Raw genomic sequence first — 16,326 nt, 5'->3', positions numbered from 1 at the left:
CCAAGGACTTTATTTTGCCCAGTATCTCAGCAATACAATTTTTATACTTGAAGCAATGTTAATTTTTTAGCTACTTAAAAAAAGACACTTGTTTTTCTATTCTCCCAGAAAACGAAACATTTAAACAGATGTTATAAGATATCGTTTCCTCAAAAAACCATCTTACCCGTTAAATCTCCTTTAGCATTTAACACATGAGTGCCGCAGCTTATACAGGGGTCAAAGGAACGGATGATCCGCCCCAAAACTGTATATAACATGTCCGGCCCGGGAATGACTGTCCCTGTCAGGGCGCTCTCTACGGGTCCCGTCTGAACCTTGTTGTTCTTAGGCGAAAAGTTCCAGGCGGTCGGCGTAATAATCCTGTATTCCTCCACCTGCTCCCCCTTAATCCGGGCACTGTGCAGCAAAGCGCCGCGCATCACGTCCGTTGCTGCCACAGCGTATTCCTTTACCGGTACTTTCTTTTGTTGGATTGGAGGCGGGCCGGGAACAAGTTTATTCAGCCAATCTATTACCAGTTCAGTTATCAGCAGGGTTTCCATGGAGCGGGCATAAATCCGGTCCATGGCGGAATTGCCCCCACGGTAGAAACCATTGATCAACATCCGTGCCAATGGGCCCATTTCAAAGGTCTGTCCGGCATACTGGACGGATTTAATATAGGAATAGGCTGCGGGTTTACTTGGGCTGGGAATTTCCTGGCCATCGGCATTGACAAACCAGGAGCTGGTTATATCCTCACTGATTAACCGGACATCAGGCACACTCAGTTGAGCTCCTGCCAATACACCGCTGCGCCAGAGGGGGGACTGGTTTTTAGACCCGAAACGAAACATGCCAAAGGATAAAAATCTTCCCGGTGTCCCCCCTATTCTAAAATAATCCCTGTAAGCGCTTGCTATCAGCTCGGTGTCCGGAACGAGGCACTCCTTAACAAAACTATGCACACTATGAATTAAAGCCAGGCACTGGCTTATTTTATCAGCGGTGGGAGCCACGGCCACACCGCCGTGGACAAAACTATGCTGGTGCGGTATTTTGCCGCCAAATACCGTTAACAACTGGTGACATTCCTGAGAGACGGCAACAGAGCGAAAATAGTGGTTTACCAAACGTGCGTTATCCTGTTGGGACAGCCTGTGATCGTGTAAGTTTTGGTTTAAAAAAGGCGGCTGTTCCGGCATCTTAACATAATCAGGCAGGCTGAAAAAATAAAAATGCCTGATATGGTTCTGCAAAGTATCTGCCGCCAACATGATATTCCTTAAATACTGGGCATTTTCCGGTAATTCATGGTCATAAAGCCCATCCAACAGGTAACCGGCAACAGTGCCGTGAGCCAGCGAACAGATGCCGCAAACCCGCTGGGTTAAATAAACCGCGTCGGTTATGTGACGTCCCTTCATGATCGCTTCAATGCCCCTGAACAGGGTGCCGCCGGCCTTTGCTTCTATAATACCCCCCCGCTCCTCTACCACTTCTACCGATAAGAGGCCGCTTAAGCGTGTGACCGGGCTAAACATAACTCTCTTTTTACTCACCTTTTGCCCCTCCTTTAGAAGCAGCCGGTTGTTCTTCATGCGGGGGTGGATTTTTTTCCGGCAAGGGAGTAAAAAAGGGCGAGGAACCGTCGGGAAAATCTTCATTGGTACAGCCAATGCACGGGGTATTGGCCCTGACAGGCCAGTTCACGTGGTTAATCCACTGCCGGTAAGGGCAGTCGGCGCCGGTCCTAGGCCCTACACATCCCAGAGAAAACATGCACTCCAGGTCACCCAGCTTTTCTGCAAAATGCCCCTGGTCAAAATAGGAACGCCGCTGGCAATGGCGGTGTACGGTAAAACCATAAAAAAGGGCTGGACGGTTCAAGCTGTCTAACTCCGGCGCGCCAAAGAGCAGAAGGTGGGCCAACGTACCCACGAACCAGTCGGGGTTTACAGGGCACCCGCTTACATTTATGACCTCCCGTTTCAATACGTCCCGGACCCCTACACTTCCGGTTACATTCGGCCTGCCGGCCGAAACTCCGCCAAAACTGGCGCAGGTGCCCAGCGCCACAACGTATTTGGCAAGCGGGCCAAGCCATGTCAAGGCATCCAGGGCGGTAAGTCTGTAGGTTTCGGTACGTGCAATTACTGTATAGAGGCCGTTATCCTTTAACGGTATAGCGCCTTCCACCACCAGGGTGAACTTACCCCGCAGCTCTGCGGCAGCTTGTTCCAGAATGCTGAGAGCATCTTTTCCTTGAGCCGCCATAAAGGTATTGCTGTACAACAGGTCTATCAAACCGGAGAGGACCTGACCCAGATAGGGATAGGTTGTATTCATAAAGGCGATGTTGTTATCCCCGCTGTCGCTGGTCTCAATCCAGATCACAGGGAGTTTCCCGGCTGATTTGCTTTTTCTGTGCTCCTGTACCGTATCAAGTACATATTTAGTCAACTGAAAATCCAGTCCTGCAGATAACTCCCGGCAGCGGTAATTAAAGTCCTCTTTTTGCATGCAGAATACTCCTAAAATTTTTATCCATTAATATAAATGTATTATGAATATAGGGCAAGATGACCCAAGGCTGCAAATATTAATACTTGGATTAGGCAATCTGCTAATGACGGATGACGGGATAGGCATCTTCGTGCTGGAAGAGCTTCAGAAGTTAGAGTGGCCCCCGGAAGTACAGTTGCTTGAGGTGGGAACATCTGTATTTTATTATCTGGAGGAAATCAGCCGCTCCCGGCACGTTATTGCCATAGACGCGATACGCGCGGGGGATAGCCCGGGCAGTGTCTACTGTCTGGGTATTGATGATGTTCTGGATCATAAAGAGCAGGACTTGCACGATATGTCACTTCCCGGGGTGATCAGGCAGGCCAAAAATATAACCGGTTTACCTGAAACATTGACCATTTACGGAGTTGAGCCTGCGGATATAGATTTGGGGGTAACGCCTACAAGCGCTTTACAGCAGGCGGGAAAGAGGCTTGTCGCTTTAATAACTGCTGAAATACAACGTTTATTAGGGTAAGTAAAAGGGTGATTCCAGCTAGTGGGAACACCCTTCTTTCATTGCAGCAAATCAGAACCCCTTTTATATCTGACAGATAACAAAAACCAATAAAAATAAAGGAATACCAGCCTATTTAGTCAAATTAAGTAAATGGCTTTTCAATATCCGCATTTTATTACAGGAGAACAACCATATGCGAATCCTTCACACCTCAGACTGGCACCTCGGCCGCATCTTCCACGGCGTGCACCTCACTGATGACCAGTCCTACATACTTGACCAATTCGTCAAACTGGTTGGCGATACCAGACCAGACGTTATCCTGATCGCCGGGGACATCTACGACCGCTCCGTCCCCCCGGCGGAAGCAGTGAAACTGTTGGATGAGACACTCTCAAGCATACTCCTGGACTTCGGCGTCCCCATCGTTATGATCGCAGGCAACCACGACAGCCCGGAGCGGCTGGGGTTCGGTACCCGCCTGCTGGCCCGCCAGGGCCTGCACCTTATCGGACAGCTACAGGGGCTGACGCCGGTTGTGCTCCACGACTCGCACGGACCGGTCTACTTCTGCCCCCTCCCCTATGCCGAACCGGCTGTGGTGAGAGAAATCCTGGCCGACCCTGAAGCGGTCGACCAGGAGCGGGCTATGTATTCGCTGGTTAACCGGACAGTTAAAACGCTCCCCCCGGATGCCCGCAAGGTGGCGATAGCCCACGCCTTCGTGGCCGGCGGCGAGGCCAGCGAGTCGGAGCGTCCACTGTCCGTCGGCGGCACGGGGACGGTCGACGCCTCCTGCTTCCAGCCCTTCCACTACACGGCGCTGGGGCACCTGCACCAGTCCCAAAATAACGGTGACAACATTCGCTACGCCGGTTCTTTGATGAAATACTCCTTCTCTGAGTCAGCACATACCAAGTCCGTGACCCTGACGGAAATGGACGGCGCGGGGAAAACCGCCCTGGAGGAAATCTGCCTCACACCCCGCCGCGACGTGCGCTGTTTGGAGGGTTTTATAAAGGATATTCTGACCGGGCCGCAAAACGGGGAAAGCCGGGAAGACTACCTGATGGTCACTTTGCAGGACACCGAAGCTGTACTTGACGCCATCGGCAAGCTCCGCGAGGTTTACCCCAACGTCCTGCATATCGAGCGCCCCCACCTCACTTCGGGCGGAGAGCTGCGCGGGCCAGGCGGGGACCACCGCCGCTTAAGCGAGATCGACCTCTTCTCCTCGTTCTTTGAGCAGGTGACCGGCGCCCCGCTGGATGACGGGCAGGCCGGCGCCTTTACTGAAACAGTGGAGGGACTGTATCGAAAAGAACGGGAGGCGCGGCCATGAAGCCACTAAAGCTCTCGATGAACGCCTTTGGGCCGTATGCCGGTACCCAGACACTGGATTTTACGGAACTTGGGGAGCGTACCTTCTTCCTGGTGCACGGTCCCACCGGCTCGGGCAAGACGACCATTTTGGACGCCATCTGCTTTGCCCTCTACGGAGACACCAGCGGGGCGCAGCGGGACGGCAAGCAGATGCGCAGCGACCATGCCGACCCGTCGGTTTCTACCGAAATAACTTTTGAGTTTGCCGTCGGTCAAGAGCAATACCGCATCAAGCGCAGTCCCGAACAAGAGCGGCCCAAGAAGCGCGGCGAAGGCTTTACAGTCATGTCCAATAACGCGACTCTGTGGAAACGGACAGGTCTCACTACTGACACTGAGGAAGGTCACGTCCTGGAAAACGGGTGGAGTAAAGTTACTGAGGCGGTGGAAAAGCTTTTAGGGTTTAAGAGCAGCCAGTTCCGCCAGGTGGTGATGCTGCCCCAGGGCGAGTTCCGCCGGCTTTTGAACGCCGACTCGCGGGAACGCCAGGTAATCCTGGAAGCGCTGTTCCGCACAGAACTCTACCGGCGTATTGAGGAGGCGCTGAAAGCGTCCGCCAAAGAGCTCTCTGATAACTTTAAAAAGCTGTCGGAAAGAAAGACCTGGGTGCTGCAGGAAGCAAAAGCGGAAAACGGGGATGCGCTTGAAAAACGGCTCAAGCTGCATACGGACCAACTAAATGAAGCGGCGATTAAAACTGAACTCAGCGGTAAAAAGCTTAAAGACGCACGGGACAAGCTTGATGAGGGAAACCAGGCCAAAGACAGGCTTGAGGAAAAAAAGCAGGCGGCCGGCGCTTTGGCCGGGCTGGTAGCAAAAGTTGAAATAATTAATGCAAAAAAAGCCTTGCTCTCTCAAGCCCGCCTGGCCTCCAGCCTGGCGGACGCGGAGAAATCCCTGGAAGCCCGGCGACAAGACGCGTCAGGCGCGGCTGTAAACATCCTGGCCAAAGAAAAGGTCAGAGCTGACGCGCTGGCAACAAAAGAGCTGGCGGAAAAGGAGCTGGCAGCGGAAACAGCAAGAGGACCCGAGCGGGAAGCCGCCGGTCAAACGCTGACCCGGCTGGAGGAACTGACCGGAAAAGTCGCCGCACTGGCTAAGGCCCGCGTGTTGGCTGCGGAAACCGGCAAACTAGCTTCTACAGCAGAAATACAGCTTAAGAAGGCTGAAGCGGCTGTAACCCGGCTCAGGGAGGCCATCGATGAAAAAATTACGGCGCACCTTCAAGCGGTAAACCAGGGAGCAAAGGCAGCTGAGTTGGAAGCGGTCTTCCATAACACTGAGCAGGTATACCAAAAGAGAAAAATTCTCGAAGACAAACGCGGCGAGCTGTCGCTTGTAGAAAAGGACCTGGCGCGGGCGGCCGGCGCCTTGCGGCAGTGCCAGGGCAACTACAGCAAAGCCAGGGACGAAGTTGCCCGTTTGCAGGAAGCCTGGAACAAGGGTCAGGCAGCAATTTTGAGCGGCGCCCTGCAGGACGGCCTCCCCTGCCCGGTATGCGGTTCAACGGACCATCCCTCCCCCGCGCAGAGCAATGTCAGGCTTCCGGGCGAAATGGAAATCAAGGCTAAACAGCAAGCCACAGCTGAATTTGAAAAACGCCGCGACAAGGCCCAGCTCGAATTAAATGCCATCACCAACAAAAAGGCAGCAATCTCGGGCGGCATCAGGGAGCTTGAGCAGGAACTGGGGGAAAAGTACGGAACGAACCTGCAGACTCTCCTGGAGACAGTCGTTAAAGCCAAAGAAGGTTGGCTGGAGGCAAGCCAGGCGGCGTCAAACGCCTCCCTCTTAAGCGATCAAATCGAGCAGTTGAAACTCCGACAGGAAAAGGCAAAAGAGCAGTTGGAAACCTTGCAGAGGGATGCAGGAAAGGCGAGTGAGGACTATAAAGCAGCGTTGGCTGTGGTAAAGGAACGGGAGTCCGTCATCCCGGCGAAGCTCTGCGACCCGGCTTCCCTGCAAAAAGCCCAGTTGGAAGCCAGGAGAAAACGTGACCTGCTGCTGGCCGGTTTTGAAGGAGCCCGCAAGGCCGCAGAGGCAGCGGCTCAGTCGCTGGCCAGGGCTGAGACCGCCGTGCAGGAAGCCGCCGGCGCCCTGCAGGCCGCCAAAGAGCGGGCGACCAATGAAGAGCTCGCTTTCAAACAGCGGCTGGAGGAAGCAGGCTTTAAGACCCTGGCGGAATACGAGGCGGCCAGGGTGGAAAAAGCCGCCATGCTGGCGCTGGAAAGGGAACTCGCGAAATATGATGAGGACCTGGCGGCTGCTAAAGACCGCCTGGACCGCTCAGTCCAGGCGGCTGAAGGACTGGTCGAGCCCGACCTGGCTGCTTTAAAACAGGCTGGAAGGGACCTTGAAAAAGAGCGGGACGATCTGTTGACACTGCGTACAAGGTTGCAGACCCAGGTGGGGCAGGAAAAAGACTGGTTGGAACAGCTGCGTCTGCTGTCAGGCAGTATCAAAGAGTTGGAGAACAGGCATGAGATAATCGGCCGCATCGCAGAGGTTGCCAACGGTAAAAACAAGTACGGTCTGACTTTCCAGCGCTTTGTTCTGGGAGCGCTGCTGGACGACGTGACAGTGGCCGCCACCCAGCGCCTCAAGCTCATGAGCCGGGGCCGCTACCACCTGCAGCGCACCCTGGACCGGGCGCGCAGCAACGCCGCCGGGGGGCTGGACCTGGAGGTGTTCGATACCTACACGGGGACGGCCCGCGGCGTGGCGACGCTATCCGGCGGAGAAACTTTTTTGGCCTCCCTGTCCCTGGCCTTGGGACTGGCCGACGTGGTCCAGTCTTACGCGGGGGGCATCCACCTGGATACTATCTTTGTGGACGAGGGGTTCGGCGCACTCGACCCGGAGTCCCTGGACTTTGCCCTGCGGGCTTTGCTTGATTTACAAAAAGGCGGCCGGCTGGTTGGCATCATCTCCCACGTGCCGGAGTTGAAAGAGCGTATTGACGCCAGGCTGGAGGTCCTGCCTACCGAAAAAGGCAGCGTGGCGGGTTTCAGGTTCTCGTAGGTTGAGGATAGTTCCAGCCGCCGCTATCGCGGCGCCACATATCATCATGAAAACACCAATAATCCACACCCACATTTTTGTATCGCTTTAGTATGCGTAAATACTTTTTGAAGGGTAATATACACCGGGGGGATTAGCAATGAAAGGCAACAATCCTGTAATCGAGGAATTTAAGACACGGGAATCTCTTTTGGCCCTGCTGGAGGATATGGCCAAGCGCTGGCTGGCGCATGACGGCCTCTGGTTCCAGGCAGTCGAAAAATCATGCGGGATGGCAGAGGCCATCAGTCTTGACGCGGCTGCCTGGGAGAAGTTTTCTGTGGTTGAGGCTAAACGGATCATGCCGCTTTTGGAGATTGCCCCAAACGGAGGACTGCCGGCATTGAAAAAGGCGCTGGGTTTAAGACTGTATGCTTTCGTCAACAAACAGGAAATCATCGAGGTCGACGAAAAACATTTTATCTTCAGGATGAACGACTGCAGGGTCCAGTCAGCCAGAAAGCGCAAGAACCTGCCGGACTTTCCCTGCAAGTCTGTGGGACTGGTGGAATACGAAAGCTTCGCCAGGACCATCGATCCCCGCATCAAGACCCGCTGCATCGCCTGCCCGCCGGATGACCACCCCAGTGAATACTATTGCGCCTGGGAGTTCTCTATTTTATAATTCTAGTTCAAAAAAAGAACCGCCTTGCGGCGGTTGCTCAGTTTATTTAAGGACTACATTAAAAATTGGGACAAACTCAACGTATGGATCTCCAATCAAGGCTTTAGCATAGAATTTAAACACCTTTTCGTTTGTCGGTAAAGCAGGGAATCTTACTTCCCCTTGAATTGTTTGGCCGGGGAGAATATCATTTACAAATGAAGAACTGACATCGTTGGGCTTCTCAAAATACAGGCCGGCACAATAAATTTTAGTCTCTGAAACTTTGAATTTTACTTTAGCAACGGAATTGTTCGTTACTCCCAATATTAAAGTAGTATAGCGATGATCACCGGTATTCACCGACTTCAAGGTTATTGTTACCCCTTTATCAGTGACTGAAATCGGTGGAGTTGTATCTTCCGGGACATTTATTGAATTATCTATGGAAACAGTCTGGGTCGTTTCATCCCAGGCAACGGACGCCCCCAGGGATTCACTTATAAAGCGAAGAGGGACGTAAGTCCTCCCGTCAATCATTATCGGCGGACTGTCAGTGGCGGCTGGTTTGCCGTTTAGCAGCAGATTAACGACAGGAAAGCCGGCATATGTACTTGTACCTGTTGCCAGTGCCCATCCCGCTACGGAAAGAATAAGGATCAAAACGATTATAACAACTTTCGCCAATTTTTTCATAAGAAGCCCTCCCTGTAAATTAATTAAATGGAAGTATTCTTAACCGATTACCGCGAATGATTTACACCCACATCAGGACGTATCCCCTTATTAACTAACTCTAATTAATTCGAATTTACAATGATATGGCCAGGCCGTGATGGAACAGGTAGATATTTTTTTCTTTGATCTTTCTGCCCAGGATGCTTTCCACCGCGCGGGCATATAGGTCCAGCTGGCCACGGTAGCGCTTAACCGCCTCCTGCAGCTGGCCGGGGGCTATGCGGTCGGTTTTATAGTCCACCAAGAGCCAGCCATCTCCCTCGTCGACCAGGCAGTCCACCACGCCCTGGATGATCACCACTTCACCATCAGACCCGGTCAAATCGGGGTAGAGTTCCTGCGCCGGCAGGGCCAGGGTAAAGGGGAGTTCCCGCAGCACCTCGCGGCCTGCCAGCAGCCTACCGCCCAGAGAGCCGGCAAAGAAATCGGCTATTTTCTCAGCCGGTACAGCTGCTGCCTGTTCTGCAGTCAGTATTTCCCTTTCCACCATCTTTTCTATACACTGCCTGATTGCTGCTGTGTCCAGCGCTCCCTTTAAATCCAGGCTCTGCATAGCCAGGTGCAGGGCTGTGCCTGCTTCCGCCGCTGACAGGCCGCACTCTTCCTGCAGGAAAAGCGGCCTCCCCCCGACAGATGGGCGGAAATCCCGCGGTGAGGCATCCTCACTTTCCTCCGCCAGGTCAAACCTGCGTTTGATTTCCGTCACCGTGGTCTTGGCAGCCCGGCCGAGAAGCCCGGCAGCGGGGTAGGTCCATTCGAGCCTGGCTTTGATTACATCAGCCAGAGGCCCGGGCTCAAGTGGTTCCATGCGGCTGACCCTGGCCAGCCATTCTGGTTCAGGTGTCTTTTCAGCTGCGGAGCCCTCACCGCGACTGGCTAAAAGGATTGTCCAGCGGGAGCGATCGCCGGCAACTTCTAACGGCGGCGGGTCATCACTAATTCCCAGCTTTCTGAGCTCCGCCCCGTCCTTGTGACGGGCCAGGGCCGGCGCCAGCCAATCCAGGGGCGAATTGACCCCGCCCAGGTAACCGTCCGGCAGTGGCCAGCCCTCCACCCCGGCCGGACCGCACCATTTCCGCGCGCTTTGCGCCAGGTTGCGGGTGGAGCCAACCAGCACCATCTTTTCCCGCGCCCTGGTCATGGCTACGTACAGGATGCGCATCTCTTCCGCCAGAGCCTCCATCTTCAGCATGTGTTTCAGGGCCAGCTTGGCGGCTGTGGGATAGGTAACCCGCGCCACGGCGTCCACCAGCTGTGGACCCAGGCCCAGGTCTTTATGAAAGAGCAAGTCCTTGTTGAGATCCTGGAAGTTGAATTTTCTGTTCAGACCGGCCAGAAAAACCACCGGAAACTCCAGGCCCTTGCTCTTATGGATGCTCATAATCCGGACCACGTTTTCTTTCTCACTGAGCGCGCGGGCAGCTCCGAGATCACGGCCTCCCGCACGGACACGCTCGATAAAACGCAGGAACAGGAACAAGCCGCGGAAGGTGGTGGCCTCGTACTGCCGGGCCCGGTGGTGCAGCGCCCTCAGGTTGGCCTGGCGCTGGCTGCCGCCGGGCAGGCTGCCGGCGAAATCGTAATAACCGGTGTCGCGGTAAACGGACCAGATCAGGTCGGCCAGGGCGCCCTGCCTGGCCGCGGTCCGCCAGCGTTCCAACTTTTCTAAAAATTTCACCAGCCGCTCAGACAGTTCCTCTCCGCCGGCAAGGGCCGCCGCTACCACGGCGTCGTAGAAGTCGCCGCGGCGGGCGGCCAGCCTGACTTTGGCCAGGTCAGCCGCTTTCAGGCCTACCATGGGTGAGCGTAACACGCCGGCCAGGAAAACGTCCTGTCGCGGGTTATCGATGATATGTAGAAGGGACAGCACGGTCTCTACCTCAGTGGCCTCGAAATACCCGGTAGCCAGTTCCGCATAGACCGGGACACCCTTTAGCCGGAACTCTTCCACAAAAGTATTGGCTGCGCCGGAGGTCGCCCGCAGGAGCACAACCACGTCCCGGTAAGCCAGGGGACGGTAGGCGCCTTTATCCCGGTCATAAATCCGCATGCCCGGCTTCCCGCCGGGTGTGCCATGCACCAGTTCCCGGATCCTGTCCGCAACCAGCCCGGCCTCCTGCTGCAGGGCGTCCTTTTCCTCCTCCATCTCATGTTCCTGCCCGTTATCTCCTGCTGCCTGGTCATCCCCGGCGTCAGCCGGAACAGGAACCAGGGGCTCAGAGGAGCCGCCGCTCTCAATAAGGTGCAGTTCCACAAACTCGTACGGCGCACTACCGTGAGGGGTATCATCGGAAAATGAAGCGCTGTCTTCCGGGTAACCGGCCCCGTAGATTAGTTCGGCGTCCGCGTCGTAGGCCATTTCGCCCACACCCGGGGTCATCAGTTGGCGGAAAACAAAGTTGACCGCATCCACGGTACCACGCCGGCTGCGGAAGTTTCTGGAAAGGTCGATACGGCGTTCCGGCCCCCCGGCCAGTACCGGGTAGCTCTTGTATTTGCCCAGAAAGAGGCCTGGTTCGGCCAGCCGGAAACGGTAAATGCTCTGCTTGACGTCGCCCACCATGAAGAGATTGGGTTGTTTTTCCCCCTGCCTTGAGACCAGCCGCAGAATGGTCTCCTGCACATCGTTGATGTCCTGGTACTCGTCGACCAGGACCTCCTCGAACCTTTTCCTGAGCTCTAACGCCGCCTGGGAAGGTACCGGACCCTGTTCGCCCGGCTCGGATAAGACCTGTACGCAGTAATGCTCCAGGTCATTGAAATCAACCACACCCCGCGCGGCTTTAACCTGCCGGTAGGTTTCTCCGAAATCCTTGACCAGCGCCGCCATTTCCCCCACCAGCGGAGCCACCGCCGCCAGATCGGAGCACAATTCCGCGGGCGTCCGTGAAAAATACTCCCGTTGCAGCGAGGCTATTTTCTTTTTAGCGCCGTCCCTCAGTTTTTTAACCTGCTCCACCAGGTCCTCATCAGCCATTTCCTTGCGGCAGGCGGCCAGCCTGCGGAAGACGGCCTGCTGGAAGCCCTGGTAGAGGTCATACCAACTTGACGCCGCGGCACAAGCCTTACTCAATCCTGCAACCACGTCCAAATCATCCGTCAGGTTGGCCAGGTAAGGCTGAGGGCCGCCCGGACGCCCGGCCAGTCGTATAGCCTGCTCCAGATCGGCTCGCGCCCCGGCGAGCCCCATCGCAACCGCTTTTTTTAAAATCGCCGCCCAGGGTAATTGGTCAAAGTAGTCTTCAGCGGGGCTGGCGGCCTGTGGAACATTAAAGCTCTCCGGCAGCCTTGCCAGCCAGCCCGCGGGGTCAGGGGTGCTGCGGGCGAAATCATAGGCCTGCAGGACCAGTTCCTGTAAAAGCGTATCGTCACGCCTGCCGCCGTAAGAGTCCACCAGCCCGGTAAAAAGCAGGCCCTCCCCCGCCGCATAGCGGCTTTCGAACAATTCCTCCAGGGCCTCTGTCTGGAGCAGGACTGCCTCTGTGGCGTCGGCTACACGAAAGGCCGGGTCAAGGTCGATCCGGTAAAAATATTGCCGTAATAGATCCAGGCAGAATGAATGCATGGTGCTTATAGCTGCCCGTCCCAGCAGCGCGACCTGCCGCTGCAGGTGTTTCGAACCGGGGTAGCGGTTTAATTCCCCCGCCAGCGCCCGGCTGATGCGGTCTCTCATTTCCGACGCGGCGGCGTTGGTGAAGGTCACCACCAGCAAGCGATCCACATCAACCGGAGAAACCGGGTCCGTGACGCGTCGAATAATCCGCTCTACCAGCACCGAGGTCTTCCCCGCTCCGGCAGCAGCCGCCACCAGCAGGTTGCCCCCCCGGCTGGTGATCGCGTCTCGCTGCTCTTTAGTCCACTTTTCTGCCATTGTCTCCCCCCCTTGCCTCCCGTGCCAGCTTGCGCCAAATAGTCTCGCGGTCCTCCAGCGGCACGTTTTTGTAGGTATTGCCTTCGATGAGGATATCAAACTGGCAGACCGGTTTGAAGGGGCAGTACCTGCATGACCGGATCGTCCCTCGCCGTAACGGAGCTATGTCCACCACCCCGTCGACAATGTCGCTGCCGGCGGAAATAAGCTGGGCCCGCAGGAACGCCCGCAACAGCTCAAACTGCTCGGCGGTCAATACGGCCGAACGGGCGGCAAAGGCGCCGTCCTTTTTGATTCGTACCGGGATGAGGTCCGATTCAGCTCCCAGGCCGTCATCCATTAACTTAACCACCCTGGGGTCGGCCAGGACCATACCGGTCATGCGCAGCTCTTGGAGGAGCTTCTTCTCCAGTTCCCCTTCCTGCGGGATGCCTCCGTCCGTCTTGACCAGGGGGTCGTGGATGCGAAAATACAGTACGGCGCCGGGCAAACCTTCCCCACCCACCAGTTTTTGAGCATGCAGCAGGGCTACATCAAGGTAAGCCAGCAGCTGCAGTCTCAAACCGTGGTAGATGTCGGGCAGATCAATGGTGATCTTGCCTGATTTATAATCGATTACCCGCAAGTAAACGCCGCCCTCCTCCTGTACCGCGTCAATCCGGTCGATACGGCCGGTCAGGAGCATTTCACTGCCGTCCCGCAGGGTGAACGTTACCGCCGGAAGATCCCCATCCGGCCCGAAATATAGTTCCAGACCTACCGGTTGAAACCGGCCCCGCCTGGAGTGCTCGCACAACACCTGGGCCGCCCGCTGTACAATCCGCCTGAGCTTGCCGGTGATGTAGCGGCTGCGGGCGGAGCTGAGCAGGATTTCACTCTGCAGCCTGGGCGCCAGAAGGTCAACCACTTCCCCGGCCATATTTCTACACTGCTCCAGGGTCAATTGTCCCCATTCTATCCCCTGGCCGCTCACCCGGTCACCGAACAGTTTCAGGGCGGCGTGGAAAAACTGGCCTACATCCGGGGCGTCCAGCTTGAATTCGGCTCTCTCCCGCAGTTTCAAACCATGTGATAGAAAGTGGGCAAAGGGGCAGGCGCGGAACTTTTCCACACCGGAAACGCTCGTACGCAGGGGACGCCCGTACAGCAACCGGCCCAGGCCCGCAGGGAGCCTTCCCTCCCGGTTGCTGTAAAAGAGGCCGGCCAGCACCCTGGCGCAGTCTGCTTTATGACTGCCCCCCGCAAACCAGGAGTAGACATCCCACCACAGCGGGTTAATAGGGATTCCTGACCTGGCCTCCCTGATCCTGGAGGCCAGGTAAGAAAGAGAGCGCTCTTTATTGGTAACAAACTCCAGATCGTTTTGCAGCGAGGGGTCGGGTTCTACCGGCCAGATACGCTCCTCCACACCCGGTAGTAGTTCCCGGACTCTGGCCAGAACCTGGGAAGGCATGATAGCTCCTCCCTCATCGTCCGCCAGCGGGCTGCTCAAGTAAAGGCGCTCCGAGGCGCGGGTCAGCGCGATGTACACCAGGTACTGTTCGCTAAACAACCGCCGTCTCACTCCTGGAGCAAGGTTTAAGCCCAGCAGCCTTAACCTCTCCCTTTCCGCTTCAGTGAGAACACCCTGCTCAGCCAGCCTGGCAGGAAGTACTCCATCGCTCACTCCCATGACGAAGGCGACCTTCACCCCGGGGCTGCGGGAACGCTCCAGGGAGCCCACCATCACCTGGTCCAGGGCGGGGGGAATCAACCCCAGACGCATGCTCTCCAGCCCGGCGTCCAGCATAGCGGAATATTCTTTACCATTTATAACCTCGTCGCCCAGCGTTTCCACCACCTGGTCCAGGAGCGCCACCAGACCGCTCCAGACCTGGGCATGCTCACGGGCCGCAACCAGCAGTCCTTCAGCCTCGGCTCTCTTGCTCCAGCTCTCCAGGCTCAGCGGCACTTCCATTGCTTCTAGAAGGGAATAGAGGGCGGCTGTTTTTTCCCTGGCAGTTTCCGATAAATTGAATGCTTTTGTGAAAGCAGCCAGTTCCACAACAGCCCGTCTCCGGATGCGGTTAATGGCTTCCAGTTCCGCCGCTTCCAACTCCGTAACCTCCTGTTCCTCTTCCAGGGTCAGCAGGCGGCGGTATGTCCAGGGCTTGCCGTCCGTCCAGCGGCTCCCCCGGATGCCGTGGGCCAGCACGTAGTTCTCCAGCAGATCTACTTCCTCTCTGGAGACAGGCGCCAGATCGGTCTTGAGGAAGCGAAATACGGGATTGTAAGACCAGTCCATCACGGCTGTTTCCAGCGCTGAGCGAACCAGCTCCACCAGGGGATGGCTCATTACCTGGCGCTTCTGATCGATGAAGAAAGGGATCCCATGATCAGTGAAGATTATGGAAATCAGGTCGGCATAGGCGCCCAGATCACGCAAAATTATGCCTATATCGCGGTAGCGGAAACCCTGGTCACGGCAGAGAGCTGTGATTTCGCGGGCGACACCCTCCACTTCGGCGCTCGGGCCGGCCGCTGCGGCCAGCGTCACTCCTACCGCGGCTCCCGGCTTGGGAGCGGCAAGCCAATTAAAATAGTGCTTTTCCAGGTAAGCTATGGAAGAACTGAATTGTTGGTGATTGGCCCCATCCAGAATAAGCGGCCTTTCCACGCTTATCTTTTCCTGGACCGCCATTTCCGCCAGCGTCTCGTAGGTTTCACGGATGGGATAAAACAGGTCGGTTTCCTCCGGCTTACCGGCCAGCGACTCGCTCCCGGCGCAAAGAGTAATATTGACCTGCCTGGCCGTGCGGGCCAGAGCGGCCAATACCCTGTATTCCTGTGGGGTAAAACCGGAAAAGCCGTCGACCCAGACGGTGGCTCCCCTGACTGCCTCTGAACGCTCCAGGCGGTCCGCCAGCAGGTTTAAGTAATCGTCAGGGTCGGTAAAACGGTCAGCCAGGGCTTCTTCCAGACTGCTGAAAAGGAGAGACAGGTCCTCCAATTTATCGGCCAGTTGGTCCGTCCCTCCCGCTGCCTGCAGCGAAGAGAGAGCCAGTTCAATTTCGGCCGGCCCCACACAGTAGGTCTTCATCTCACCCAGGGCGCGGGCGAGGGTATCTGTAAATCCCGGCTGGCTGGCGGAACGACGGAAGGCCTTAAGCTGGCCTTTACGGTGATCCAGCAAGCGTCGCAGCAGCATGCGCTTGCCCAGCTCGCCGATGTGCGCCCGCGCCGCGCCGCCCACTTCCTGCAGCACCCGGTAAGCCAGGCGCCGGAAGCTCAGCGCCTGGGCTCTGATAAAGCCCTGCAGTCCGGGTGTGGAGGCCAGGGAGTACTCTGTTTGAAAGGTGGCCTGCTCGGGGACCAGCAGGATCAACGGGGGGCCGGCCGGCCGCCGCAGGAGTTCTTCCCGTACAGCGTCCAGGCAGGCACGGGTCTTCCCGGTACCGGCCCGCCCGATGATAAAACGTATACTCAAGGGCATACCCTCCTCGTGGGACGTGGGAATATGCTGTATTCCTTAAGGGTCTGAATTAGGTCGTAAGGCGTAGGGCATAAGGCGTAATTATATACTGCATTTCTCAAAGGTCTTGTGCTATAAATTCGACTACCAATCAGTCTAAATTACTCGTGCATTTCTCTGGGTACGGTCTTAAATGAATTTGCTTCTGT

The 16,326-nt window shown here is 56.2% G+C and carries 9 protein-coding genes; 4 read left to right on the top strand and 5 right to left on the bottom strand.

From position 1 onward, the window contains the following. Positions 1–149 precede the first annotated feature (149 nt). Both Psfp_RS02655 and Psfp_RS02650 read right to left on the bottom strand, forming a co-directional pair. The gene (locus Psfp_RS02655; RefSeq protein ID WP_134217007.1) at positions 150–1,544 is read right to left on the bottom strand and encodes a nickel-dependent hydrogenase large subunit; all 1,395 of its coding nucleotides are present in this window, start codon (positions 1,542–1,544) and stop codon (positions 150–152) included. After that, positions 1,537–2,505 carry a hydrogenase small subunit gene (locus Psfp_RS02650; protein WP_134217006.1) on the bottom strand — a complete coding sequence of 323 codons (969 nt, stop codon included), beginning with the start codon at positions 2,503–2,505 and terminating at the stop codon, positions 1,537–1,539. Before Psfp_RS02650 ends, Psfp_RS02655 begins: the two co-directional genes overlap by 8 nt. A 43-nt stretch (positions 2,506–2,548) precedes the next feature. Between Psfp_RS02650 and Psfp_RS02645 the strand changes: the two genes are divergently transcribed. The 4 genes from Psfp_RS02645 to Psfp_RS02630 all read left to right on the top strand — a co-directional run bounded on the left by Psfp_RS02645 (position 2,549) and on the right by Psfp_RS02630 (position 8,078). Then, positions 2,549–3,028 carry a hydrogenase maturation protease gene (locus Psfp_RS02645; protein WP_134217005.1) on the top strand — a complete coding sequence of 160 codons (480 nt, stop codon included), beginning with the start codon at positions 2,549–2,551 and terminating at the stop codon, positions 3,026–3,028. A gap of 175 nt (positions 3,029–3,203) precedes the next feature. Further along, positions 3,204–4,352 carry an exonuclease SbcCD subunit D gene (locus Psfp_RS02640; protein WP_134217004.1) on the top strand — a complete coding sequence of 383 codons (1,149 nt, stop codon included), beginning with the start codon at positions 3,204–3,206 and terminating at the stop codon, positions 4,350–4,352. Then, positions 4,349–7,414: an SMC family ATPase gene (locus Psfp_RS02635; protein WP_134217003.1), complete on the top strand. Its 3,066-nt coding sequence runs from the start codon at positions 4,349–4,351 to the stop codon at positions 7,412–7,414. The genes Psfp_RS02640 and Psfp_RS02635 overlap by 4 nt, the downstream gene beginning before the upstream one ends. A gap of 139 nt (positions 7,415–7,553) precedes the next feature. Then, entirely contained in the window at positions 7,554–8,078 is a 525-nt protein-coding gene (locus tag Psfp_RS02630; protein ID WP_134217002.1) for a DUF6125 family protein, read from the top strand. A gap of 42 nt (positions 8,079–8,120) precedes the next feature. Here Psfp_RS02630 and Psfp_RS02625 read toward each other — a convergent pair whose 3' ends face one another. The 3 genes from Psfp_RS02625 to addB form a co-directional block, all read right to left on the bottom strand. Continuing rightward, complete coding sequence (locus tag Psfp_RS02625) at positions 8,121–8,753, bottom strand: copper amine oxidase N-terminal domain-containing protein (RefSeq protein WP_134217001.1); 633 nt, start codon at positions 8,751–8,753, stop codon at positions 8,121–8,123. 115 nt (positions 8,754–8,868) lie between these two features. Continuing rightward, a complete protein-coding gene (locus tag Psfp_RS02620; protein ID WP_134217000.1) occupies positions 8,869–12,666 on the bottom strand; it encodes a UvrD-helicase domain-containing protein in 3,798 nt (1,265 codons plus the stop codon). Beyond that, positions 12,647–16,132 carry a helicase-exonuclease AddAB subunit AddB gene (gene addB, locus Psfp_RS02615; RefSeq protein ID WP_134216999.1) on the bottom strand — a complete coding sequence of 1,162 codons (3,486 nt, stop codon included), beginning with the start codon at positions 16,130–16,132 and terminating at the stop codon, positions 12,647–12,649. Before addB ends, Psfp_RS02620 begins: the two co-directional genes overlap by 20 nt. Between the last annotated feature and the right edge of the window lie 194 nt (positions 16,133–16,326).

Origin of the sequence: Pelotomaculum sp. FP, from assembly GCF_004369245.1 — a bacterium.
Lineage (GTDB): Bacteria > Bacillota > Desulfotomaculia > Desulfotomaculales > Pelotomaculaceae > Pelotomaculum_C > Pelotomaculum_C schinkii.
This window is presented reverse-complemented; position numbering and strand designations above follow the sequence as displayed.